Genomic DNA, 17183 nt, shown 5'->3' on the forward strand with positions numbered 1-17183 from the left:
TCCGGACAGTTTTCGGTTGACGCATATCTTCAATCCATGTTACTTTTACAGCAGTCTTATTGGTGCCTGGGGAAGGGATGAAGACGATGGGCAAACCTCCGCTCTCAATTTCACTCTTCACACAAATACAGAGAAGCATGCTCGTCGTTCGATTTTCCGCGGTGTAGTCGTACGAGGTTTTAGCTTGGCGAAAGTAAAGAACACAGGTCCAGACAGAAAGTTGTATCGCGGTGACCGCCAACCCCCCATGTCATTGCGAGACTCGCCAAGCGAGCCGAAGCAATCTCGTCGTTCACTTTTCTGAAATATGGTTACATGAGGTAGTACGTTGGCAAAAGCAAAGAGCAAGGGTCCAGACAGAAAATTGTATCGCGGTGATCGCCGAAGAAAGAAGAGGAACATCTGGCTCTTCCTCGGCAGTCTTTTCTTCTTGTGGATGGCCTACCTTTTCCTTGGTGGCGACTACGGCCTCATCCAGGTTATCTCTCTGAAAAGACATGAACTCGAGCTCAAGTCAAGGTTGCTCAAGGTTAGAGCAAAAAAAGAATTACTTCTGAAGGAGACCGAAAGACTCAAGAACGACCTGGGAACCATTGAAAAGATTGCCCGTGAGGAACTCGGGATGATTGGTGAGGACGAAACCCGTTACCAGTTCCCGGAACACTTTGCAGAGGGCCAAAGCAATCCTCCCAAAACCCCTTGACATTCCCCTCTGCCCCTGATACTCTTAACCGATGAAGAAGAAACCCGTAACAACGGGTTTTGAGTTTCGATTTGACTCTTGCATTTTGATATTTGAAATGCTTCCCTCTTACGGGGGAACCCTCCACTTTTTCTTCCCCTTGATGGGGGAGAATAGAAGAGAGGGTGTGTAAGAAATCGCAGATCGTAGAGCTAAGATCGAAGATCGCGCACTTTATCTTTCGTATTTTGTGGTTTTTCATTATGATTTTTGTACTTTGAAATTTGCAATTTGATACACTTCCCCATAGACGGAGATACCTTCCACCGTTTCTCCCCCTTGATGGGGGAGATGAAAGAGGGGGTGAGATTTAGGTTTCAATTTCTTAATTTCTAAATTTCCTAATTTCGTTGTTCTTGGTCACCGCGGGGTGGAGCAGTCTGGTAGCTCGTTGGGCTCATAACCCAAAGGTCGGAGGTTCAAATCCTCCCCCCGCTACCACCGCAAAAACAGATGCCGCATCACCAGATGCGGCATTTATCTTCCTCACTAAAATAACCCTTACAGCCCTCTGGAGTAGCGCCACTTGCCTGGCTCGTTTCACGGGGTGGCGCGCGCGCTGACATCGCCCCTATCCTTCCCCCCACGGGCGAAGTTTGGAAGAGCATAGTCTGCTCATTGCGAACCAAAAAGGTCCGGCTTTTCCAGAGAAAAGACGAGGCCTGGCGCGTTCCACGGGGCATTTTTGGTCCTTCGTTGGCGGGAGCCAACGGAGGAGGATCTACTTTCTTAGCCCGCATCAAAACCTTCCGAACCGCTACAACCCCAAGCCCATCAGTTTCTGGATAGAATCTATGTTTTCTTTTGCCTCTTTCCGTTCAGGGTTTAGTTTCAAAACCTCCTCGAAGTGCTTGATTGCCCTCATTCCCCAGATGTCGTCGTCATATTTCTTTTCGAACAGCTCGTCTTTCTTCAGATCTTCCTCCACCTTCCGCATGCAGGTTACTCCCATGCCGAAATGAGCATCTTCATTATTCGGATGTGACTCCAGGACAGCTTCGAGCTTTTTGATCGCGCCACCCACATCACCCTCTCTTAGCAGAGAATCAGCTTCTTCTATTGACGACCTGCTTTCATCTTTCGTTGCCATCACACTCCTCCTCTTTCGCCTATCTAACTTACCACTCCCAAACTAATAGTTTAGCCATCGAACCAGATTTATCAAGAACAAACCTGCCTGTGCAGGCGAAGTACGAAGCACAAGTTGCAAGGTACCAGGTGCGTCACACCCGGTGTTTCGCCCTTCATAATTGGCCTTTCGACTTTGCCCGCCTACGCCCTTCCTGACTTCGCCTTCGCTGGCTACGACAGGCTGACGCGTGGTTTCCCCACTTCACTTTTCCAAGCTTCGTGGGACTTCGCGCCTGGCTTCGCTCATGATCTTTGAGAGTTTGCGGTTTGTAGTTCGTAGTTGGTAATTGTGCAAAGTGTTTTGAGTGGTATCATACAGAGTCCTATGTTAACATATAAAGGTAATCGCGAACATTGCCAAGCCGGCAGCAGGGACAATGGAGGTCAGCATTGTCTTCTACGATTATCAAGAATATGATAAAGGGGCTCGACGCCGAGCTAGCCGCCGTCCACAAACAAGGTGGCTCGTCTCAAGTTGAGCTGCGCGGAGGCAAAAGTAAAGGTAAAGTTGGCGATGGTTTTCTTTATGCATTCACTCTGACAGACCAGGTCTACCTGAGAGACGATGCACCCATTGAGATAACAGTGGAGGGAGAGCGGGTCGGAGGAAGAATGGTCTCAGAACGAGATGGTATTGTGACTCTCATCTCGGAGAAGGGTCTCGGTTCCCGTCTCCCCTCGGTCCATTTAAAGGCAGACAATTCCATCCTCCCTCAGCAGTTGAGAGACAGGCTATCGGAGATCATAACGGGCGACTCATATTTCAACAGCGTGCTTGCAGACAAAGTAATAGGCCACGACAGACCGCGCGTTTCTGAATTCTCATATTCACCGTCCCCGGACGCCCTGCGAATGCCCAGTGATGAGCAAAAAAGGGCCATTGAGCTTGCCCTCGGCACTGACGTCTGCTACCTCTGTGGAGCCCAGGGCACTGGAAAGACGACTACTGTCGCCAGGGTTATTCACCAGCTGTACCGCAAAGGACACTCTGTGCTACTCGTTTCAGATACGAACTTCGCCGTAGATACAGCACTTGAGAAGGTCTTTAAGCTCCTCCGGAATGAACAGGATTTCGGTTTGGGTGCTGTGGTGCGGTACGGACCTATAGTAAAAAAGGAGCTCGCAAAGTTTGCCTCGAATGTATTACTCGACAACATTGTTGAGAGACTTTGCATAAAGAGACAGAAATCAAAGAGAAAGGCACGCTACCTAAAACAACTGCGTCCTGAGACAGCCGTCCTGGTTCTGGCAAAAGATTTGGAGAATGTGAGAGAGGAAGTCATGCACCTCTGTAGAGTCATGGCAACAACTGCCCACATGGCTTGCGACAAAGACCAGCTCGACCGAATGTTTGATGTAGTTGTAATAGATGATGCTTCAACGCTTCCGTTGCCCCTCGTATATTTTCTTTCTGGTCTAGCCAGGCACAAGGTGTTGATCGCAGGAGACTTCCAACAGCTTCCACCAATTGTCAGGGCCAACAATCCTGCATGCGAGGAATGGTTTAAGAAGGACGTGTTCCGCAAGTCAGGAGTTGTCGCAAGTCTGAAAGCAGGCGAATATCACGAGGGATTGGCTGTCTTGCATTCTCAATACAAAATGCGTGAGCCAATATCCAGGCTGGTGAGCGATCTCTTCTATGAGCACACCCCAATTGTAACGGATTCGCGCGTGCGCGGTAGGCGTCGGAGTAATTTCCCGACTGAGCTTGGCGCAAAGGAGTTGCTGTACGTGGATACTTCCTCTGTGGCTCCTTGGGCCAGTCAGCGTCAAGGAACCCGTTCTACATATAATTTTCTCCACGCCCTCGTAGTTAGAAACATTATATGCCGCCTTGGAAAAAAAGGTCTTATGGCAAAGAAGACAGGCCGGAACACCAAAATCGGAACCGTAACCCCGTATTGGGCACAGGCAGCTCTAATCTCTGCCCTTGCAAGCGAGAAACTGGACTACCACGGCACTGACATAGCGGCGACGGTGTACAGGTCTCAACATAACGAAAAAGATTGTGTCGTCGTTGACCTGTGTGACTCGATCGGCGTCAAACCAAGTCGTATTATGAGTGCACACGAGCTGGATGCTGATGGCGCCAGGCTCTTAAATGTAGCTCTGAGTAGAGCAAGGGATGTCCTTATGTTGGTGGCGAATTTCGACTACGCGAAGACTGAGATTCGTGAGAATTCTTTTGTGAGGCGGATCATCGCAGCTTTCGAAAAAGACGGTGAGCCACTTAAGGTGGAGGACATACTTCCCCTGGGGCCTGAAGATTGGCTCGACGGGCTGTCAACAGAAACTGGCCGTGAACTGAAGATGTCTCCAGAAGCATCGGGACTCTTTAATGAAAGCACTTTCTACCAGGCGTTTAAGCAGGATCTGATGGATGCCAGAAAAGGGATTGTGATCTTTTCTCCATTTTTTTCTGAGAGAGGAATTTTTCGCTGGACTGACACTTTGCGGGTCAAACGAGAAACGGACGTTAAGGTCGAGATTGTCACCCTTCCTCCCTATCAACAACCTGCGGCCGGTGAAGAGACTGGCAAGGTTCTTAAAGGACTGGAGGAGTCCGGGTTCACCGTGGCTCTAAGATCCAATATGCACGAGAAATTCGCTATGGTGGACGGTCGAATTCTCTGGCTGGGACCCCTCAACATTCTTTCACACAAGGACACGGACCAAGTCATGCTAAGACTGAGCAGCAAAGCAGCGTGTAGAATGATGACTGAGATGCAATCCTTGCCTGAGAGGATGAAGGAGGTGCCGAGTTTTGCGAACCCCAAATGTGGAAAGTGTGGAGGCCTGACAGTTTGGAAATCAAGCGCATACGGTGTCCATTTTCAATGCTTCGACTGCGGACACAGGGAGGAACCAAAATAGAGACGAGGTTGAAGAAACCGCTGCCGTTGAGGAACTCTCCGGAACGCTCAGCAACACATTTAAGAACAGCTGCAATCCACACAGAACCACTACTCTACTCCATCAACGCTTGCACCCATAACTTGACTTATTGTAGGGGCGTATTGCGATACGGCCCTACAAAGGTAAATGACTATTCGCTCCAATGGGCCGAAGGTGGTGGTATTGAGGTCGAATTTGCAACCTGAAGGCTCATATGGGCAAGGACTATTTCGATGGGGATTTCGCATCCGGTACCAGGTTTTACATTTTTACATTTTCAGACGGATGGTGAGAAATTGCTGCTCCATCTTGCTTTTCTGGGCCACACAACCGCCAAAAACTCAATACCTTACGTCAGAGCTAGCTTCTCGGCTGGCAAGAGAGCCAAAATGTAAAAATGTAAAACCTGGTACGAAGCAGTTTGTTCTGCCATTTTTGGGATTTACGTATATGTCATGCTTTTTGCCGCGACGCTTCATGTAGCATCCGGCATCTACGAGTTCTCGGATGAGAGCATACCGCTTCAAACCTCGACCCCGATTTCCTTGGTCTCAACCCCTGTCCGAGGTGGTTCTTCCTCCTCCTGTATCATCAATCGGTATGCGTCCCGGATATTCTCCTCCAATTCCTGTATGGATTCTCCTTGACTAAACACCCCTGGAATTTCTTTTAGTCTGCCGACATACCAGTCTTCATCCTTCCAGTACTCCAGTGTAAAACGCCTTAGCATGATTTTTCTCCTGTTACCGTTTTCTGATTGCTCGATGGGCCGTAGAGTCGAGACGGCAACCAGTCTCCCTCTCCATCGAGAACTCCCTCATCTACATGAATAACCGAAACAAGCAGTCCCGTCAACAGAAAAACTGCGCCACTTGTGATCGGAAACTCAGGAGCGCTTCAGTTCGTGGATCCCCATGCAGGCAACGATACTTGCATATTCCCAAGAATTCGAAAATACGCAAGTGTGGAAATGCGGGAATGTGAAAACGCATTTTATGAGGTTCGTCCCAGGATGCACCCTGACCAGATCACTCTTCTCATATGCTCATATGAACATATGCTCATTTGAGCAGATGTGCACGGCACAGGAGGACGCAGTTGTGTATCTTTCGGTCTAAGTTCTGCGATCTACGTTCTAAGTTCTAAAGGGGCCTGTCGTGCCTGTCCTGAGAGGAGCAATCGAAGGGAGCCCAGTCGAACGGCACCGTCCCCAAGGTCTCACCCTATGTTCTGCGCCGGAGACGACCCGACCGGCTCAAGACGCTCCCTGTGTAGCCCCCGACCACCCCACTCAAAACGTCGACTGCGGTCAACCTGAGCAACATGAGTCCGCTCTGTAGTCCGAGGTGGCTCAGAAAGAGACTGAGAGGATAGGGTCGTATGTTAGCGCGCCCAATCAGCCACAGAACCATCAAGGTGAACAATATGTCAATCATTCCGATAGTGACGCCACATATCGGCCCCTGCTTCCTGGCAATATATCCAGCCACTACCGCGGCCAGAAGCACCGGGATGCCATTCCTCACTGGTCGGCAATTCTCGAGACTAGGGAATAGGCCGACAAGCAGAAGCAGGACGGCCCATGCCGGCAATCCAATAGCCAGCCCAAGTGCGAATTTCTTCATTCACCACCTCAAGGGTCTGGAGGTAATACATCAGGAATGACCTGGCCAATGCAAATGTAGTACCTGAGCCAGCACAACAGTTCCTCCGGAGTTTTCTCCGGGCCTTGGCACTCCTTCTTCTCCATGGCGTCAGCGACGCAGTTCGTCAAATCAAGACCGCAGCAATATGTGACATGGGCCCTCTTACACATCTCGTTAATGATGATATGGCATAGCGCTTTGGGGATAGTTGGGAGCCAATCGCAATACTTATACCTGCTGAACCCAGATGGGTCCGTCCAATCGGGTGGACTGTTTGCGACATATAAGTACCTGTTCAAGTCTTGGGGAAAATCCGTGAACATCCTGTTCTCCCGCAGGCGGCCCACGCAATCTCTCCCGCAGATCGGAGCAATCACTGCTCCGGTTATCAGGTCTTCTTGCGTGAACCTGCCGATTTCGGGCTCGTAGTAGCGGGCAAGGTAATTGTAAAGTTCAGAAATGGTGCCGTCATATTCCTGGGCTGTGTATTTGTAGTTGCTGTGTGGACCCGTCGGTGACGCCTCCTGCAACAGTCTTCCGAACTCATCATAGCGGTACGACTGCACGACGCTCCCCTGTTTGTCTGTCATGCCGATTATACTGCCAAGCCCATCGTGATGGTAGAAATATTTTGGCATTATCACCCTCTCTCTAACTTCCCTCGACGGGCTCGGGACAAGCTTCCCCCATCAAGGGGGAGAGAAGTTGAGGGATCTTGCATCATGAGAGCTCGTGAGAAGCGCGCCGCAAGCGGCGCTACTCCAATCAATACTCGCAAACTGACTATTCGTTCCAATGGGCCGAAGGTGGTGGTATTGAGGTCGAATTTGCAACCTGAAGGCTCATATGGGCAAGGACTATTTCGATGGGGATTTTGCGCGCGGACAGAACAAAAAAGATATGCTGTGCTCAGGCACCATCTGAAAGGCTTCAGTAAGGGTTATGGCCATCTCGCCTTCAGGCTTCAGAATGGAGAATATCTTCTTCTGCTCTGAAAGGTCTGGCCACGAAGGATATCCAGGGCTGAACCGTCTGCCCATGTCTTCCGGCAACGCTAGTTCCTTCCTTATCGCTGCCTGAACATAGCCCGCCAGGGCTTCTGCCATCTCGGCTGAAAACCCATGCAGATAGAAGGCCTTTTTCGTCTCCCCCATTTCCGTCAGCTCTCTTTCCACTTCTGCTGCATCCTTGCCAATCGTTACCACCCCGAGGACTGCAATATCCTTCTCTTTGGTGGGAAGGAAATACCGTGTGATAGGAGATCTTCTGGCGAAGTTGAGGGTGACGCTCTCACTGTCGTTTTCAATAACAAGAGAATCTCCCGACACCTCGCAATTGAAGTATCCATACGATGCCGACAGGTCGAAGATGTTCCTCTTGACAGATTCAACCTTCAATTCCTTAAGAGCAGGAAGAAACTCCTTCTCCCTCAGTTCAGGCGAATCCTTCGCTTTTGCTCCCCATCTTGCGCGAAAAAGAGAATCCAGGTTCAGCCAAGGAAAGACTTCATCAAAAGGCATGTCTTTGACGAATTTGGTCCCCAGAAATGGTGCCGCAATCACTCCTCCTATCGTATCAACCTTCTTTCTGTCACCGCCAATATCTTCCTTCGCTTTCCCCCTGTCTAATTGACGGGCAACATCCTTTCTGTACTGCTCAATCATGGATTCTCTGTCTCTCATGAGACCGTTCAGAATCTCAAGTCCATGGAAAGCATCTTTCGCGCAGAAGACTCCACCTGGGTACGCCCTGCCATCTCCAAGAACTGAGATGCGGCGGGCGAAGGATGGGCTAACCACGGCTCCTCCAACAATTAAAGGAATGTCCATCCCCGCTCTGGAAAGTTCTCTCACACATACTCTCATCTCATTTGAAGTAGAAACGAGAAGAGCTGAGAGACCAATGGCATCCGCATCTGTCTCCTCAGCCTTACTAATGACATCGTGAACGGGCACCCTTTTCCCCAGATCATAGACTGTGTAACCATTGTTTGAAAAGATAGACTTGACCAGATTCTTCCCTATGTCGTGCACATCGCCGAACACTGTCGCCAGCACAACCCTTCCCCTTTTCTCCACTTTTTCCCCTTTGAGATGGCTCTCCAGGAAGCCTGTTGCTTTGCTCATGATCTCTGAAGACTGGAGGACAAAGGGCAGGATCATTTCTCCGGAATCGAATCTCTTCCCCACCTCTTCCATTGCAGGCATGAGGATGTTGCTTATTATCTCCTGTGCACTCATCCTGCTGAGGGCCTTTTGTAGAAGCTCTTCAAGGTTCTCCGTCGAACGATCAAGGATTCTTGATCTTATCGCCTCCTCTAGTGAAGGCTCCCGGCCCCTTTTCTTTTCACGTTCTTCACCTTTGTCTTTCGTCTTCACCCACTCCACCAGATTCAAAAGAGGATTCTCGCCGCTGTTGAATATGAGGTTCTCGCACAGCTCTCTCTCGTGAACGGGGATCTCTTGATAGGGGGTTATCTCGCTGGCATTCACGATCGCCGCATCAAGTCCATGCCTGATCGCATGGTACAGGAAAACACTGTTTAGGAGCTTTCTTGCTTCTGGCATCAGGCCATACGATATGTTGCTGATGCCCAGAATTGTAATGGCCTCAGGGAACTCTTCTTTTATCTTCTTGATCCCCTGCAGTGTCTCCCTCCCAGAGTTCCTGTACTTCTCCTCGCCAGTTGAAAGAGGAAGGGTCAGACAGTCGAAGAGCATGTCGCCAGGAGAGAGACCGCATTCTTCTACTGCTATCTTTCTCATTCTGGCCGCGGCCTCCAACTTCTCTTCTGCTGTTTGGGCCATTCCAAACTCTGTTATGGTCATCGCAACAACAGAGGCTCCATATTCCTTGACTAGTGAAAGCATCCTGGAGAATGCCTTTCTTCCTTTCTCCAGATTGACCGAGTTCACCACTGCTCTGCCCGGATATATCTGGAGCGCGGATTCAACCACTTCTTCCTCCCTTGAATCTATCATGAGAGGGACCTGGATCGACTGAGAGAGAAGCGTTACTATCTTCTCCATCCGTTCTTTCTCTTCTGAACCTGCCATGCAAACGTCGACAATATGGCAGCCGTGGGATTCCTGCTCAAAAGCGATGGAGAGCAGTCCCTGATAGTCTCCGTTTTCAACGAGCTCCTTGGTCTTCTTGCTGCCCAGTAGATTGAGCCGTTCTCCGACTATCAGGGGTTTCGGCTCTTGATGTAGAAGGACTCGCTTGAACGGGCTGGACACAGACGGAACTCTATCCACCTTCCTCCTTCTAGGCCTTTTATTCTTCATCCGCCTGTGAATCTCTTTTATGTGGGCTGGAGTGGAGCCACAGCACCCCCCGATAATGTCGATGGAGTACTGCTCTGCGAGAGCTGTCAGGTTCTTCGCCATCTCCTCTGGACCCAGTGGGAAGTATGGCTTTCCATCTCTATTTTCCGGAATGCCTGCATTGGGGACACAACCGATGTAGAGTGAGCAGTTCTTTGCAAGAACTCTAACAAAGTCCCTCATCTCTTCAGGGCCGAAAGAGCAGTCTATGCCGATACCACTAACTCCGAGGGGTTCGAGTATCGAGCACGCGGCCACAATGTCCGTCCCCATCAACATTCTTCCATTCTTGTCAATGGCGATGTGGACCAAAATGGGAAGTTCCGTCCCTTTCTCTTTGAATGCATCCCTTATGCCAAATATCCCTGCTCTTGTCTCGAGAATATCCTGCTGGGTTTCGAGCAGCAGCGCATCGACACCCCCTTCAATCAGGCCCGCTGCCTGCTCTGACAAGACCTCCCTGATCCTGGAGAAAGAAATGGTCAGTTCCGGATCACTCGAAGAAGGAAGTTTGGCCGTGGGACCAATTGAACCCACAACAAAGCGAGGCCTGTCCGGAGTTGAAAAACTGTCTGTTGCCTTTCTGGCAATTCTCGCCGCTGCAACATTTATTTCGTGTGTCTTCTCACCCAGGCCGAACTCCTCCAGTTTCAGCCGGGACCCCTGAAATGTGTTCGTTTCGACTACGTCAGCCCCGGCTTCGAGGTAGCTCCCGTGAATCTCTTCTATCAGGTCAGGCCGGGTCAGGTTGAGGATTTCGCAGCAGCCTTCCTTTCCTTCGTAATCTTGTGCGCCAAGATTCTTTGAAAGGAGGAGGGTGCCCATTGCCCCATCGAACAGGACTCTCTTACTCCTCAGTAACTCTAGAAATGTCAGTTCACTCATCATCCCTCATCGCTTTTATGACTTCAATGGCTCTCTCGTATTTCCCAAAGGGGGTGCTCACCTGAACGCCCTGGACGCTATCCCTGACCTCCAGAAGACTTTCCCTTGCTATGTTGATCCCTTCCCTTGCCGCTTCGCCTTTCTCTTCGGCCTTTTTCATTCTCTCCATCACGCTGTCTGGTATGTAGATTCCGGGAACTTCACTTCTCAGGAACTCAGCGTTCCTCAGCGAGGCAAGAGGCCAGATTCCCGCAATGATCGGGATGCGACAGTGGCTGATTTTTTCAAGGAAACTGAGAAGGGCCTCAGGGTCAAAGACAGGCTGCGTGATGGCAAACTCGGCCCCGGCATCCACCTTGTACCAGAAACGGCGGATCTCATAGTCAAGATTGTGTGCCTGGGGGTTAACTCCGACACCAATGAAAAAGCCGGTTGGATCTCCGAATGCATTATCGCCAATGTCCCTTCCGTGATTGAGACGATTGACCACGTTCACGAGTCCTATGGAATCCACATCGAAAACTGCCGTGGCATCTGGATAATCTCCAAGTTTTGGAGGATCGCCGGTAATGAGGAGAAGGTTCCTGATTCCCAGGGTGTAGGCTCCCAGCAGATCTGACTGCATCCCCAACAGATTCCTGTCACGACAGCAGTAGTGGAGCACACTTTCTATGCCGGTCTCCCTTTCCATGGTAGTGGCAAGAGCCAGGGGACTCATTCTCGAGCTTGCTCTTGGTCCATCAGGAATGTTAACCGCATCGATTCCTGCTTCCATGAGGGCTTTTGCAGCCTTTAGCACTTTTGATGGATCGCATCCCCTGGGAGGAGTGATTTCTACAACCTCAACAAATTCTCCTTTCGATATCTTTCTCGCCAGACCTGATTTCTCCACTTGCGGAACGAGTTTGACAGGAGCAGCTTCGACTGTGACCTGTTTCCACTGCCCCCCATGTTCCACAGGCTTCAAGGCCTTGATGGCAGCCTTTGCTGCACGAATGTCCTTTGGGGTCGTTCCACAGCATCCTCCTATCACTTTCACCCCTGCCAGGGCAAAGCGGCGTGCATACTCAGCGAAGTAGTCCGGAGAAGACAGATAGATATTTCTCCCTTCGATCTCCTTTGGCTTTCCAGCGTTCGGCATTGTTGAGCGCGGCTTTTCGGTGCGCGCAGCCATAGCCTCAACAGCTTCTAACATCGCCTCAGGACCAACGGAGCAGTTGAGACCAATCACGTCCACATCCCATGAAGACATCTCTTTTGTATACATTTCAACAGGTGTACCGAAAGGAGTACTGCCATCCTCCCGGATAGTGAGTTGTGCAATTATCGGGAGATCGCATATCTCTCTAACGGCAAGGACAGCCTGTTCAAGAGGAGAAAGTTCTAGAAAAGTCTCGAGCAGGAACAGATCAACACCGCCCTCCAGGAGAGCCTTTGCCTGCTCCTTGAAAATTTCACGGGCTTCCTCCCTGGCTGTCTTCCCCCAGGGTTCTATCCTTATTCCCAGAGGACCAATGGCGCCTGCAACATATGCCCTCCCCTGGGTAACTTCCCTGGCAATTTCTACCCCACGATGATTCATTTCAAAAAGCTTGTCATCCAGGCCGTGCTTTGAGAGCTTCAACCTGTTGGCTCCGAATGTATTCGTCTCAATGGCCTCCGCCCCAGCTTCGATGTACTGCTTGTGCACATCAGTGACCATCGCCTCATCGGAAAGATTGAGTTCATCAAAGCAGCGGTTGATAAAAACGCCTCTCTTGTAGAATTCAGTACCATTGCCTCCATCGAAGAGGAGAAGGTTCTTCTTCAGAAATTCACGAAAAGGCTGCACGTCATCCTCCACCAGATTGGTTCACGTTTTTACATCTCTCCCGGTAAAGAGGCTCGCCTACAAAGGTGTTCAGCAAAGGATATCTTGCGCAGTTTGCCGCTGTCAACCTGTTTTTGTGATCGGAGATTGCTGCTCCATGCCGAACTTCTTACATCTGCTCGAAAGACTACCGTTCTACAGTAGTCCGGGCCTGATACTGTCACCAGTGTTCACGTCGGACAATCTCTTCCAATGGGAGGCGCGTTTTTGGTCGTGTGGCTCCTGATACTGGATAGCCCAGTGTCAGAAGGGAGACGATGGGAACACTCTCGGGGATTCCCAACAGTTTCCTCACCTTGCCAGCATAGAATGCTCCTATCCAGCAGGTCCCTAACCCCAGTTCCAAGGCAGCCAGAGTGATGTGGTCAATAGCTATTGCCAAGTCTATGGGATAGCTCTTCTCTCCACACCTCATCACGTGCTGTTCCGTCTCCGCGCAACAAACCAGGACAACTGGAGCCCGTGCGACGAAAGACTGGTTATTGGCAGCCTCTGCAAGGCGCGCTCGCATCTTCTTATCGCGGACCACGACAAAGCGCCACTCCTGAAGGTTCGCACCCGAGGGCGCCAGGCGTGCACATTCCAAAAGTGTCTGAAGCTTTTCGTCTTCCACATCTTTGTCCTGGTAGTCCCTTACGCTGCAGCGTTCTTTTATTGCCTCTATGACGTTCATAGGATCCTCCTTCTTGCAATTCGTCAGCACCCATAAGCTAACATAGAGTGGAGGCGTGGACAATCTCAATCTGGGCATAAAGGTCATGAGGTGTTGTTCTTTTTGTGTGTTTTGAAGTAGCAGAATCACCTCAGATACGAGATCTTATGCCCAGCCCCGGTGCCAGGCGTGACATCTTGCCGTTTCGCTGGGCTGTTCCCCATTTTTCGACGCATAGAACTATCGAAAGCGGGAAAATTGCCGCCGAAAGCCTACCTTGGTCGAAATCCTTATAGCTGACTCATTCGGCCAAAGCCTCAAAAGAGCAATACTTACACCTGGAAACACCCAAGATGTCAATGTGTCACGCCTGGCACCAAGCAAAACATCTTTGTCCTGGTAGCCCCTTATGCTGCAGCGTTCTTTTATTGCCTCTATGACGTTCATTCTGGCCTCCTTCTTATGCGCTCAGACTAGCATAGCACGGTTGAGTTGGCAACCACTGAGTCCGCAACCTGCCTTCTTCCATGGGGTCTCCATCACCACTCAAGATGCAAGACATAAGACAGCTGTCAGCTAATACATGAAATTACGAAATTCCCATCGTCCAGTCCCCGCACCTTCGAAATTCCCACCTACCCACCCTGCACCTTCGAAAATGGAAATTAGAAAATCTAGATCGAAAGAACTGCAGACTCGCGAAGGCCCCCGAAGTTATGCAACAGCCTCGTCGTTGGTGGTTGTGTTTTCGATCTTCTATTTTCGGCTTCTGGAATCTCGCGTGATCCTGTGGTTTCAGGTTTTATTTTCGATTTTCGATTTTTTTTGGTCTAGGGGCTTGACAGAATTCGGCTTTTTTGGTATATTCTGATTGTTCGGAAAGTTCAGAGAATTCAAGACAATCGCAAAAAGGAGGAAAATCAAATGGTGCGTTTTGGCAGATACAATCAGCTAGAATCGACCATATCGGTTAAATCGCTCTGGGGAACAGAACTGGGATATTCGGGAAGCCCGGCCGCCCGACTCCCTTCACATTGGTTTGCTGCACATACTCGAGGAATCCAGGCGGCCAGGGTGGAGGCAGAGCCACACTGCCAGCAAAAGTGCAAATGCTGCTAGCCGTCTTTGGCACATGCTGGTAAACCTCAGGTTGCTAATGAGTTACGAAAGGGGGTGAAGACCATGGCCAAGAAAGCCAAGAAGACGAAGGAGAGTGCTCCGTGCTGCGGGCCGTCTGTAAGCACTGAGTGCTGCTGTATGGACGCAATGGTAACAGTCGACGCGAGGGGACAGATAGTTCTTCCCAAGGACCTGAGAAAGAAGGCCAAGATAAAGACGGGCGACAAATTCGCTGTGATAAGCTGCCTGTCTGAGGGCAAAGTATGCTGCATCTCTCTCATCAAGGCCGAGGACTTTACAGGGAGCATAAAGGTGGTGCTCAGTCCGATGATGAAAGCGATGCAGGAATAAGAAGCGAGGTGTGATCAGGATGAAGAAAGAAGAGATTAAGAAGACGGTGCGAGAAGGGTACGCCAAGGTTGCGAAGGAGAGCAGTTCTTGCTGCACCACGGCCAGCTCTTGCTGCGGTACCACCAGCGTGGCAGAGAATGTGAGCAAGAAGATAGGGTATTCGAACAAGGAATTCAAATCCGTGCCCGAGGGGGCAAATCTCGGTCTGGGCTGCGGAAATCCAGTAGCGCTTGCATCGCTAAAAGAGGGCGAAACCGTTCTTGATCTTGGTTCGGGTGCTGGATTCGACTGTTTCCTTGCCGCAAACAAAGTAGGACCGAACGGAAAGGTCATTGGCGTGGACATGACAGCAGAGATGGTTGAGAAGGCGAGAGAGAATGCACAGAAAGGTGACTATGAAAACGTAGAATTCCGGCTGGGAGAGATCGAGAACCTCCCCGCGGCTGACAACTCCGTCGATGTGATAATCTCAAACTGTGTCATAAACCTCTCACCGGACAAGGGAAAAGTCTTCAAAGAAGCGTTCCGAGTACTGAAGCCGAGTGGCAGACTCATGGTCTCCGATATCGTCCTTCTGAAAGAGCTCCCCGCTTTTGTGAAAGAATCGAGAGAGGCCTATGTTGGCTGCATTTCGGGGGCCATCATGAAGGACGAGTACCTGGATCAGATAAGAAACGCGGGCTTCGAGAAGATCAACATAGTAGAAGAGTCTGCCTTCGGTCTCGACTGCATAGTCAGTGGTTCAGTAATAGGTCCAGTTACCGAAAAGACGGATATCTCTCAAGGAAAGGCGAAGGAGATCGAGAATTCAATTGCCAGCATAAAGGTCGCGGGCAAGAAAGCGAAATGAGCTGAAGTGTGGTCAGGAGAGTACGGGTCCCCAATCCTTTAGCGTAGCGGTGGTTCACACTTCACCGGGAGGGAAAAATGGCAAGGAAGGTTGAGGTTTTCACAGCGGGATGCCCGTTGTGTGAAGAGACTGTTCAACTCGTAAACAAGATTGCCTGCCCGAGCTGCGATGTCACAGTCTACGACCTCAAAGAGAAAGGGCTCGAGAAAGCACGTGAGTATGGTGTGAGCTCGGTTCCTACAGTGGTGGTTGACGGAAAGATACTCGACTGCTGCAAAAGAGGTAAACCGACCGAAGAGGATCTGAGGGCAGCAGGGATCGGACAACCCGTCTAACATAGGCCATCAAGCTGGAAGAAGGCTTGCATATTCTACCCCCAACCTAGTATAATAGCGCAAACCTACTGGAGGGTGGCTATGCTCGGATTCAAGGGTAGTGCTCTGCCCGGTATCCCTTCATTTGTGACAGGCCTGGTGATCATCGCCGTAGTCTTCGTTGCTGCCTACATCCTGAGACGGATCCTTCGCAGGACAGTCAGGATTTTGAACATAGATCAAAGAATCCATTCCCTCCTGATCAACGTCCCATTCTATCTCGTAATCGCCATGGGTTTTCTCTCCGGCCTGTATGCGATGGGCATAAACGTGGGACCAATTCTCGCCACCCTCGGGCTCGGTGGGTTCGCTCTTGGCATGGCATTTAAAGACGTACTCAGCAACCTCATTTCAGGGGTCCTCATTCTCATCTACAGGCCGTTCGACACCGGGGATTTCGTATCCGTGGCCGGATTCGAAGGTGTGGTCAAGGAGATAAACCTGCGTTATACAGTCCTGGACAAAGATGAGGAGCTTATACTCATCCCCAACTCAAAAATCTACACCACCCCACTGAAGCTCGCAAAAGCTGAAAAGAAAGAGCGGGACTGAGTGCTGGGCACGAGCTCACAATAACCAAACAACAAATCACAAACAGATGACGGTTCAAGTCTGGAATTTGCGATTCCAGTATCTCTGCAAAATCAGCATTGACCCTGACCTGTAAATGTAACAGTTGGGGCGTATTGCAATACGCCCCTACACTTTTCTATCTTCGTGTCCGGGGGGTGGGGCTTTCGTAATTTGCAATCAGTAATTTGCGGAACTAGGGTGCGGTCTGTTCCATAGCTTCCAGGTAATTAAGGTCGAAATTCAACCGCTCCGCCTTTGGAAGGTAGTCAATGATCAACTTTCCGTCTATGTGGTTAACTTCATGTTGTATGACGCGTGCCAAATCCCCCTTCGCATCCAGTGTCAGACTGTCGCCATCGAGATCAAGTCCCTCCACCTTAAGTGAAGCCGCACGCGGTACCTCTACCTTCACACCGGGGATTGACAGGCAGCCTTCTTCATCCTTAACCTTTCCCCTGGGATTAAGAATCCGTGGATTTGCCAGTGCATAGTAGATGTCATCAACTTTCATCACTATCACTCTCTGAAGCACTCCTATCTGGGGGGCAGCCAGACCCTGCCCCATAGACTGTTCCATCACCTTGAACATGGTGTCCATCAACCTTCTGATTGAATCGTCGACTTCACACACTAAAGAACACTTCTGTGTGAGCACAGGGTCCGGGTATCTACGAATTTCGAGCATCACAAATAATCCTTACAGTCTGTGATCAGCAATTTACCACTTATGCGCACATGATACCAGGAAAACGACAGCGGGCAAGCTCTG

14 protein-coding genes, 1 tRNA gene and 1 pseudogene are annotated in these 17183 nt (G+C 50.3%); 7 read left to right on the forward strand and 9 right to left on the reverse strand.

Annotation, left to right across the window (positions count from 1 at the left end; translation table 11 throughout):
• The first annotated feature begins 328 nt into the window (after positions 1 to 328).
• The gene (locus E3J62_06745) at positions 329 to 703 is read left to right on the forward strand and encodes a septum formation initiator family protein (protein ID TET45647.1); all 375 of its coding nucleotides are present in this window, start codon (positions 329 to 331) and stop codon (positions 701 to 703) included.
• Positions 704 to 1106: 403 nt separating this feature from the next.
• A tRNA-Met gene (locus tag E3J62_06750) sits at positions 1107 to 1183 on the forward strand.
• Between the two features lie 316 nt (positions 1184 to 1499).
• On the opposite strand, the gene E3J62_06755 is transcribed toward E3J62_06750, so the two are convergent.
• On the reverse strand, positions 1500 to 1832 hold the full coding sequence (locus E3J62_06755) for a hypothetical protein (GenBank protein TET45648.1): 333 nt from the start codon (positions 1830 to 1832) through the stop codon (positions 1500 to 1502).
• Between the two features lie 431 nt (positions 1833 to 2263).
• On the opposite strand from E3J62_06755, the gene E3J62_06760 reads away from it, so the two are divergent.
• Positions 2264 to 4747, forward strand: a complete 2484-nt coding sequence (locus tag E3J62_06760) for a hypothetical protein (GenBank protein TET45649.1) — start codon at positions 2264 to 2266, stop codon at positions 4745 to 4747.
• A 440-nt stretch (positions 4748 to 5187) separates the two neighbouring features.
• Here the strand turns inward: E3J62_06760 and E3J62_06765 are convergent.
• The 7 genes and pseudogenes from E3J62_06765 to E3J62_06795 form a co-directional block, all read right to left on the reverse strand.
• Positions 5188 to 5295, reverse strand: a pseudogene (locus E3J62_06765) (addiction module toxin, HicA family).
• Complete coding sequence (locus E3J62_06770) at positions 5292 to 5498, reverse strand: type II toxin-antitoxin system HicB family antitoxin (GenBank protein TET45650.1); 207 nt, start codon at positions 5496 to 5498, stop codon at positions 5292 to 5294. The pseudogene E3J62_06765 and the gene E3J62_06770 overlap by 4 nt, the downstream one beginning before the upstream one ends.
• 493 nt (positions 5499 to 5991) lie before the next feature.
• Complete coding sequence (locus E3J62_06775) at positions 5992 to 6393, reverse strand: hypothetical protein (GenBank protein TET45651.1); 402 nt, start codon at positions 6391 to 6393, stop codon at positions 5992 to 5994.
• A gap of 8 nt (positions 6394 to 6401) precedes the next feature.
• On the reverse strand, positions 6402 to 7052 hold the full coding sequence (locus E3J62_06780; protein TET45652.1) for a hypothetical protein: 651 nt from the start codon (positions 7050 to 7052) through the stop codon (positions 6402 to 6404).
• Positions 7053 to 7271: 219 nt separating this feature from the next.
• Complete coding sequence (locus E3J62_06785; GenBank protein ID TET45653.1) at positions 7272 to 10628, reverse strand: methionine synthase; 3357 nt, start codon at positions 10626 to 10628, stop codon at positions 7272 to 7274.
• The gene (locus E3J62_06790) at positions 10618 to 12456 is read right to left on the reverse strand and encodes a bifunctional homocysteine S-methyltransferase/methylenetetrahydrofolate reductase (protein ID TET45654.1); all 1839 of its coding nucleotides are present in this window, start codon (positions 12454 to 12456) and stop codon (positions 10618 to 10620) included. Before E3J62_06790 ends, E3J62_06785 begins: the two co-directional genes overlap by 11 nt.
• A 199-nt stretch (positions 12457 to 12655) precedes the next feature.
• A complete protein-coding gene (locus E3J62_06795) occupies positions 12656 to 13168 on the reverse strand; it encodes a nitroreductase (protein TET45655.1) in 513 nt (170 codons plus the stop codon).
• 1161 nt (positions 13169 to 14329) lie between these two features.
• Here E3J62_06795 and E3J62_06800 point away from each other — a divergent pair.
• The 4 genes from E3J62_06800 (at position 14330) to E3J62_06815 (ending at position 16393) form a co-directional block, all read left to right on the forward strand.
• On the forward strand, positions 14330 to 14617 hold the full coding sequence (locus E3J62_06800; protein TET45656.1) for an AbrB/MazE/SpoVT family DNA-binding domain-containing protein: 288 nt from the start codon (positions 14330 to 14332) through the stop codon (positions 14615 to 14617).
• Positions 14618 to 14636: 19 nt separating this feature from the next.
• Complete coding sequence (arsM, locus tag E3J62_06805) at positions 14637 to 15467, forward strand: arsenite methyltransferase (GenBank protein ID TET45657.1); 831 nt, start codon at positions 14637 to 14639, stop codon at positions 15465 to 15467.
• A gap of 77 nt (positions 15468 to 15544) precedes the next feature.
• Entirely contained in the window at positions 15545 to 15802 is a 258-nt protein-coding gene (locus E3J62_06810) for a thioredoxin family protein (GenBank protein TET45658.1), read from the forward strand.
• 81 nt (positions 15803 to 15883) lie between these two features.
• Positions 15884 to 16393, forward strand: coding sequence for a mechanosensitive ion channel (locus E3J62_06815; protein ID TET45659.1), 510 nt, complete (start codon positions 15884 to 15886; stop codon positions 16391 to 16393).
• Between the two features lie 214 nt (positions 16394 to 16607).
• Here the strand turns inward: E3J62_06815 and def are convergent, their stop codons facing one another.
• Positions 16608 to 17099, reverse strand: coding sequence for a peptide deformylase (def, locus tag E3J62_06820; protein TET45660.1), 492 nt, complete (start codon positions 17097 to 17099; stop codon positions 16608 to 16610).
• Positions 17100 to 17183 lie beyond the last annotated feature (84 nt).

It is taken from the genome of candidate division TA06 bacterium (genome assembly GCA_004376575.1).
Taxonomy (GTDB): domain Bacteria; phylum Hydrothermota; class DG-26; order E44-bin18; family E44-bin18; genus E44-bin18.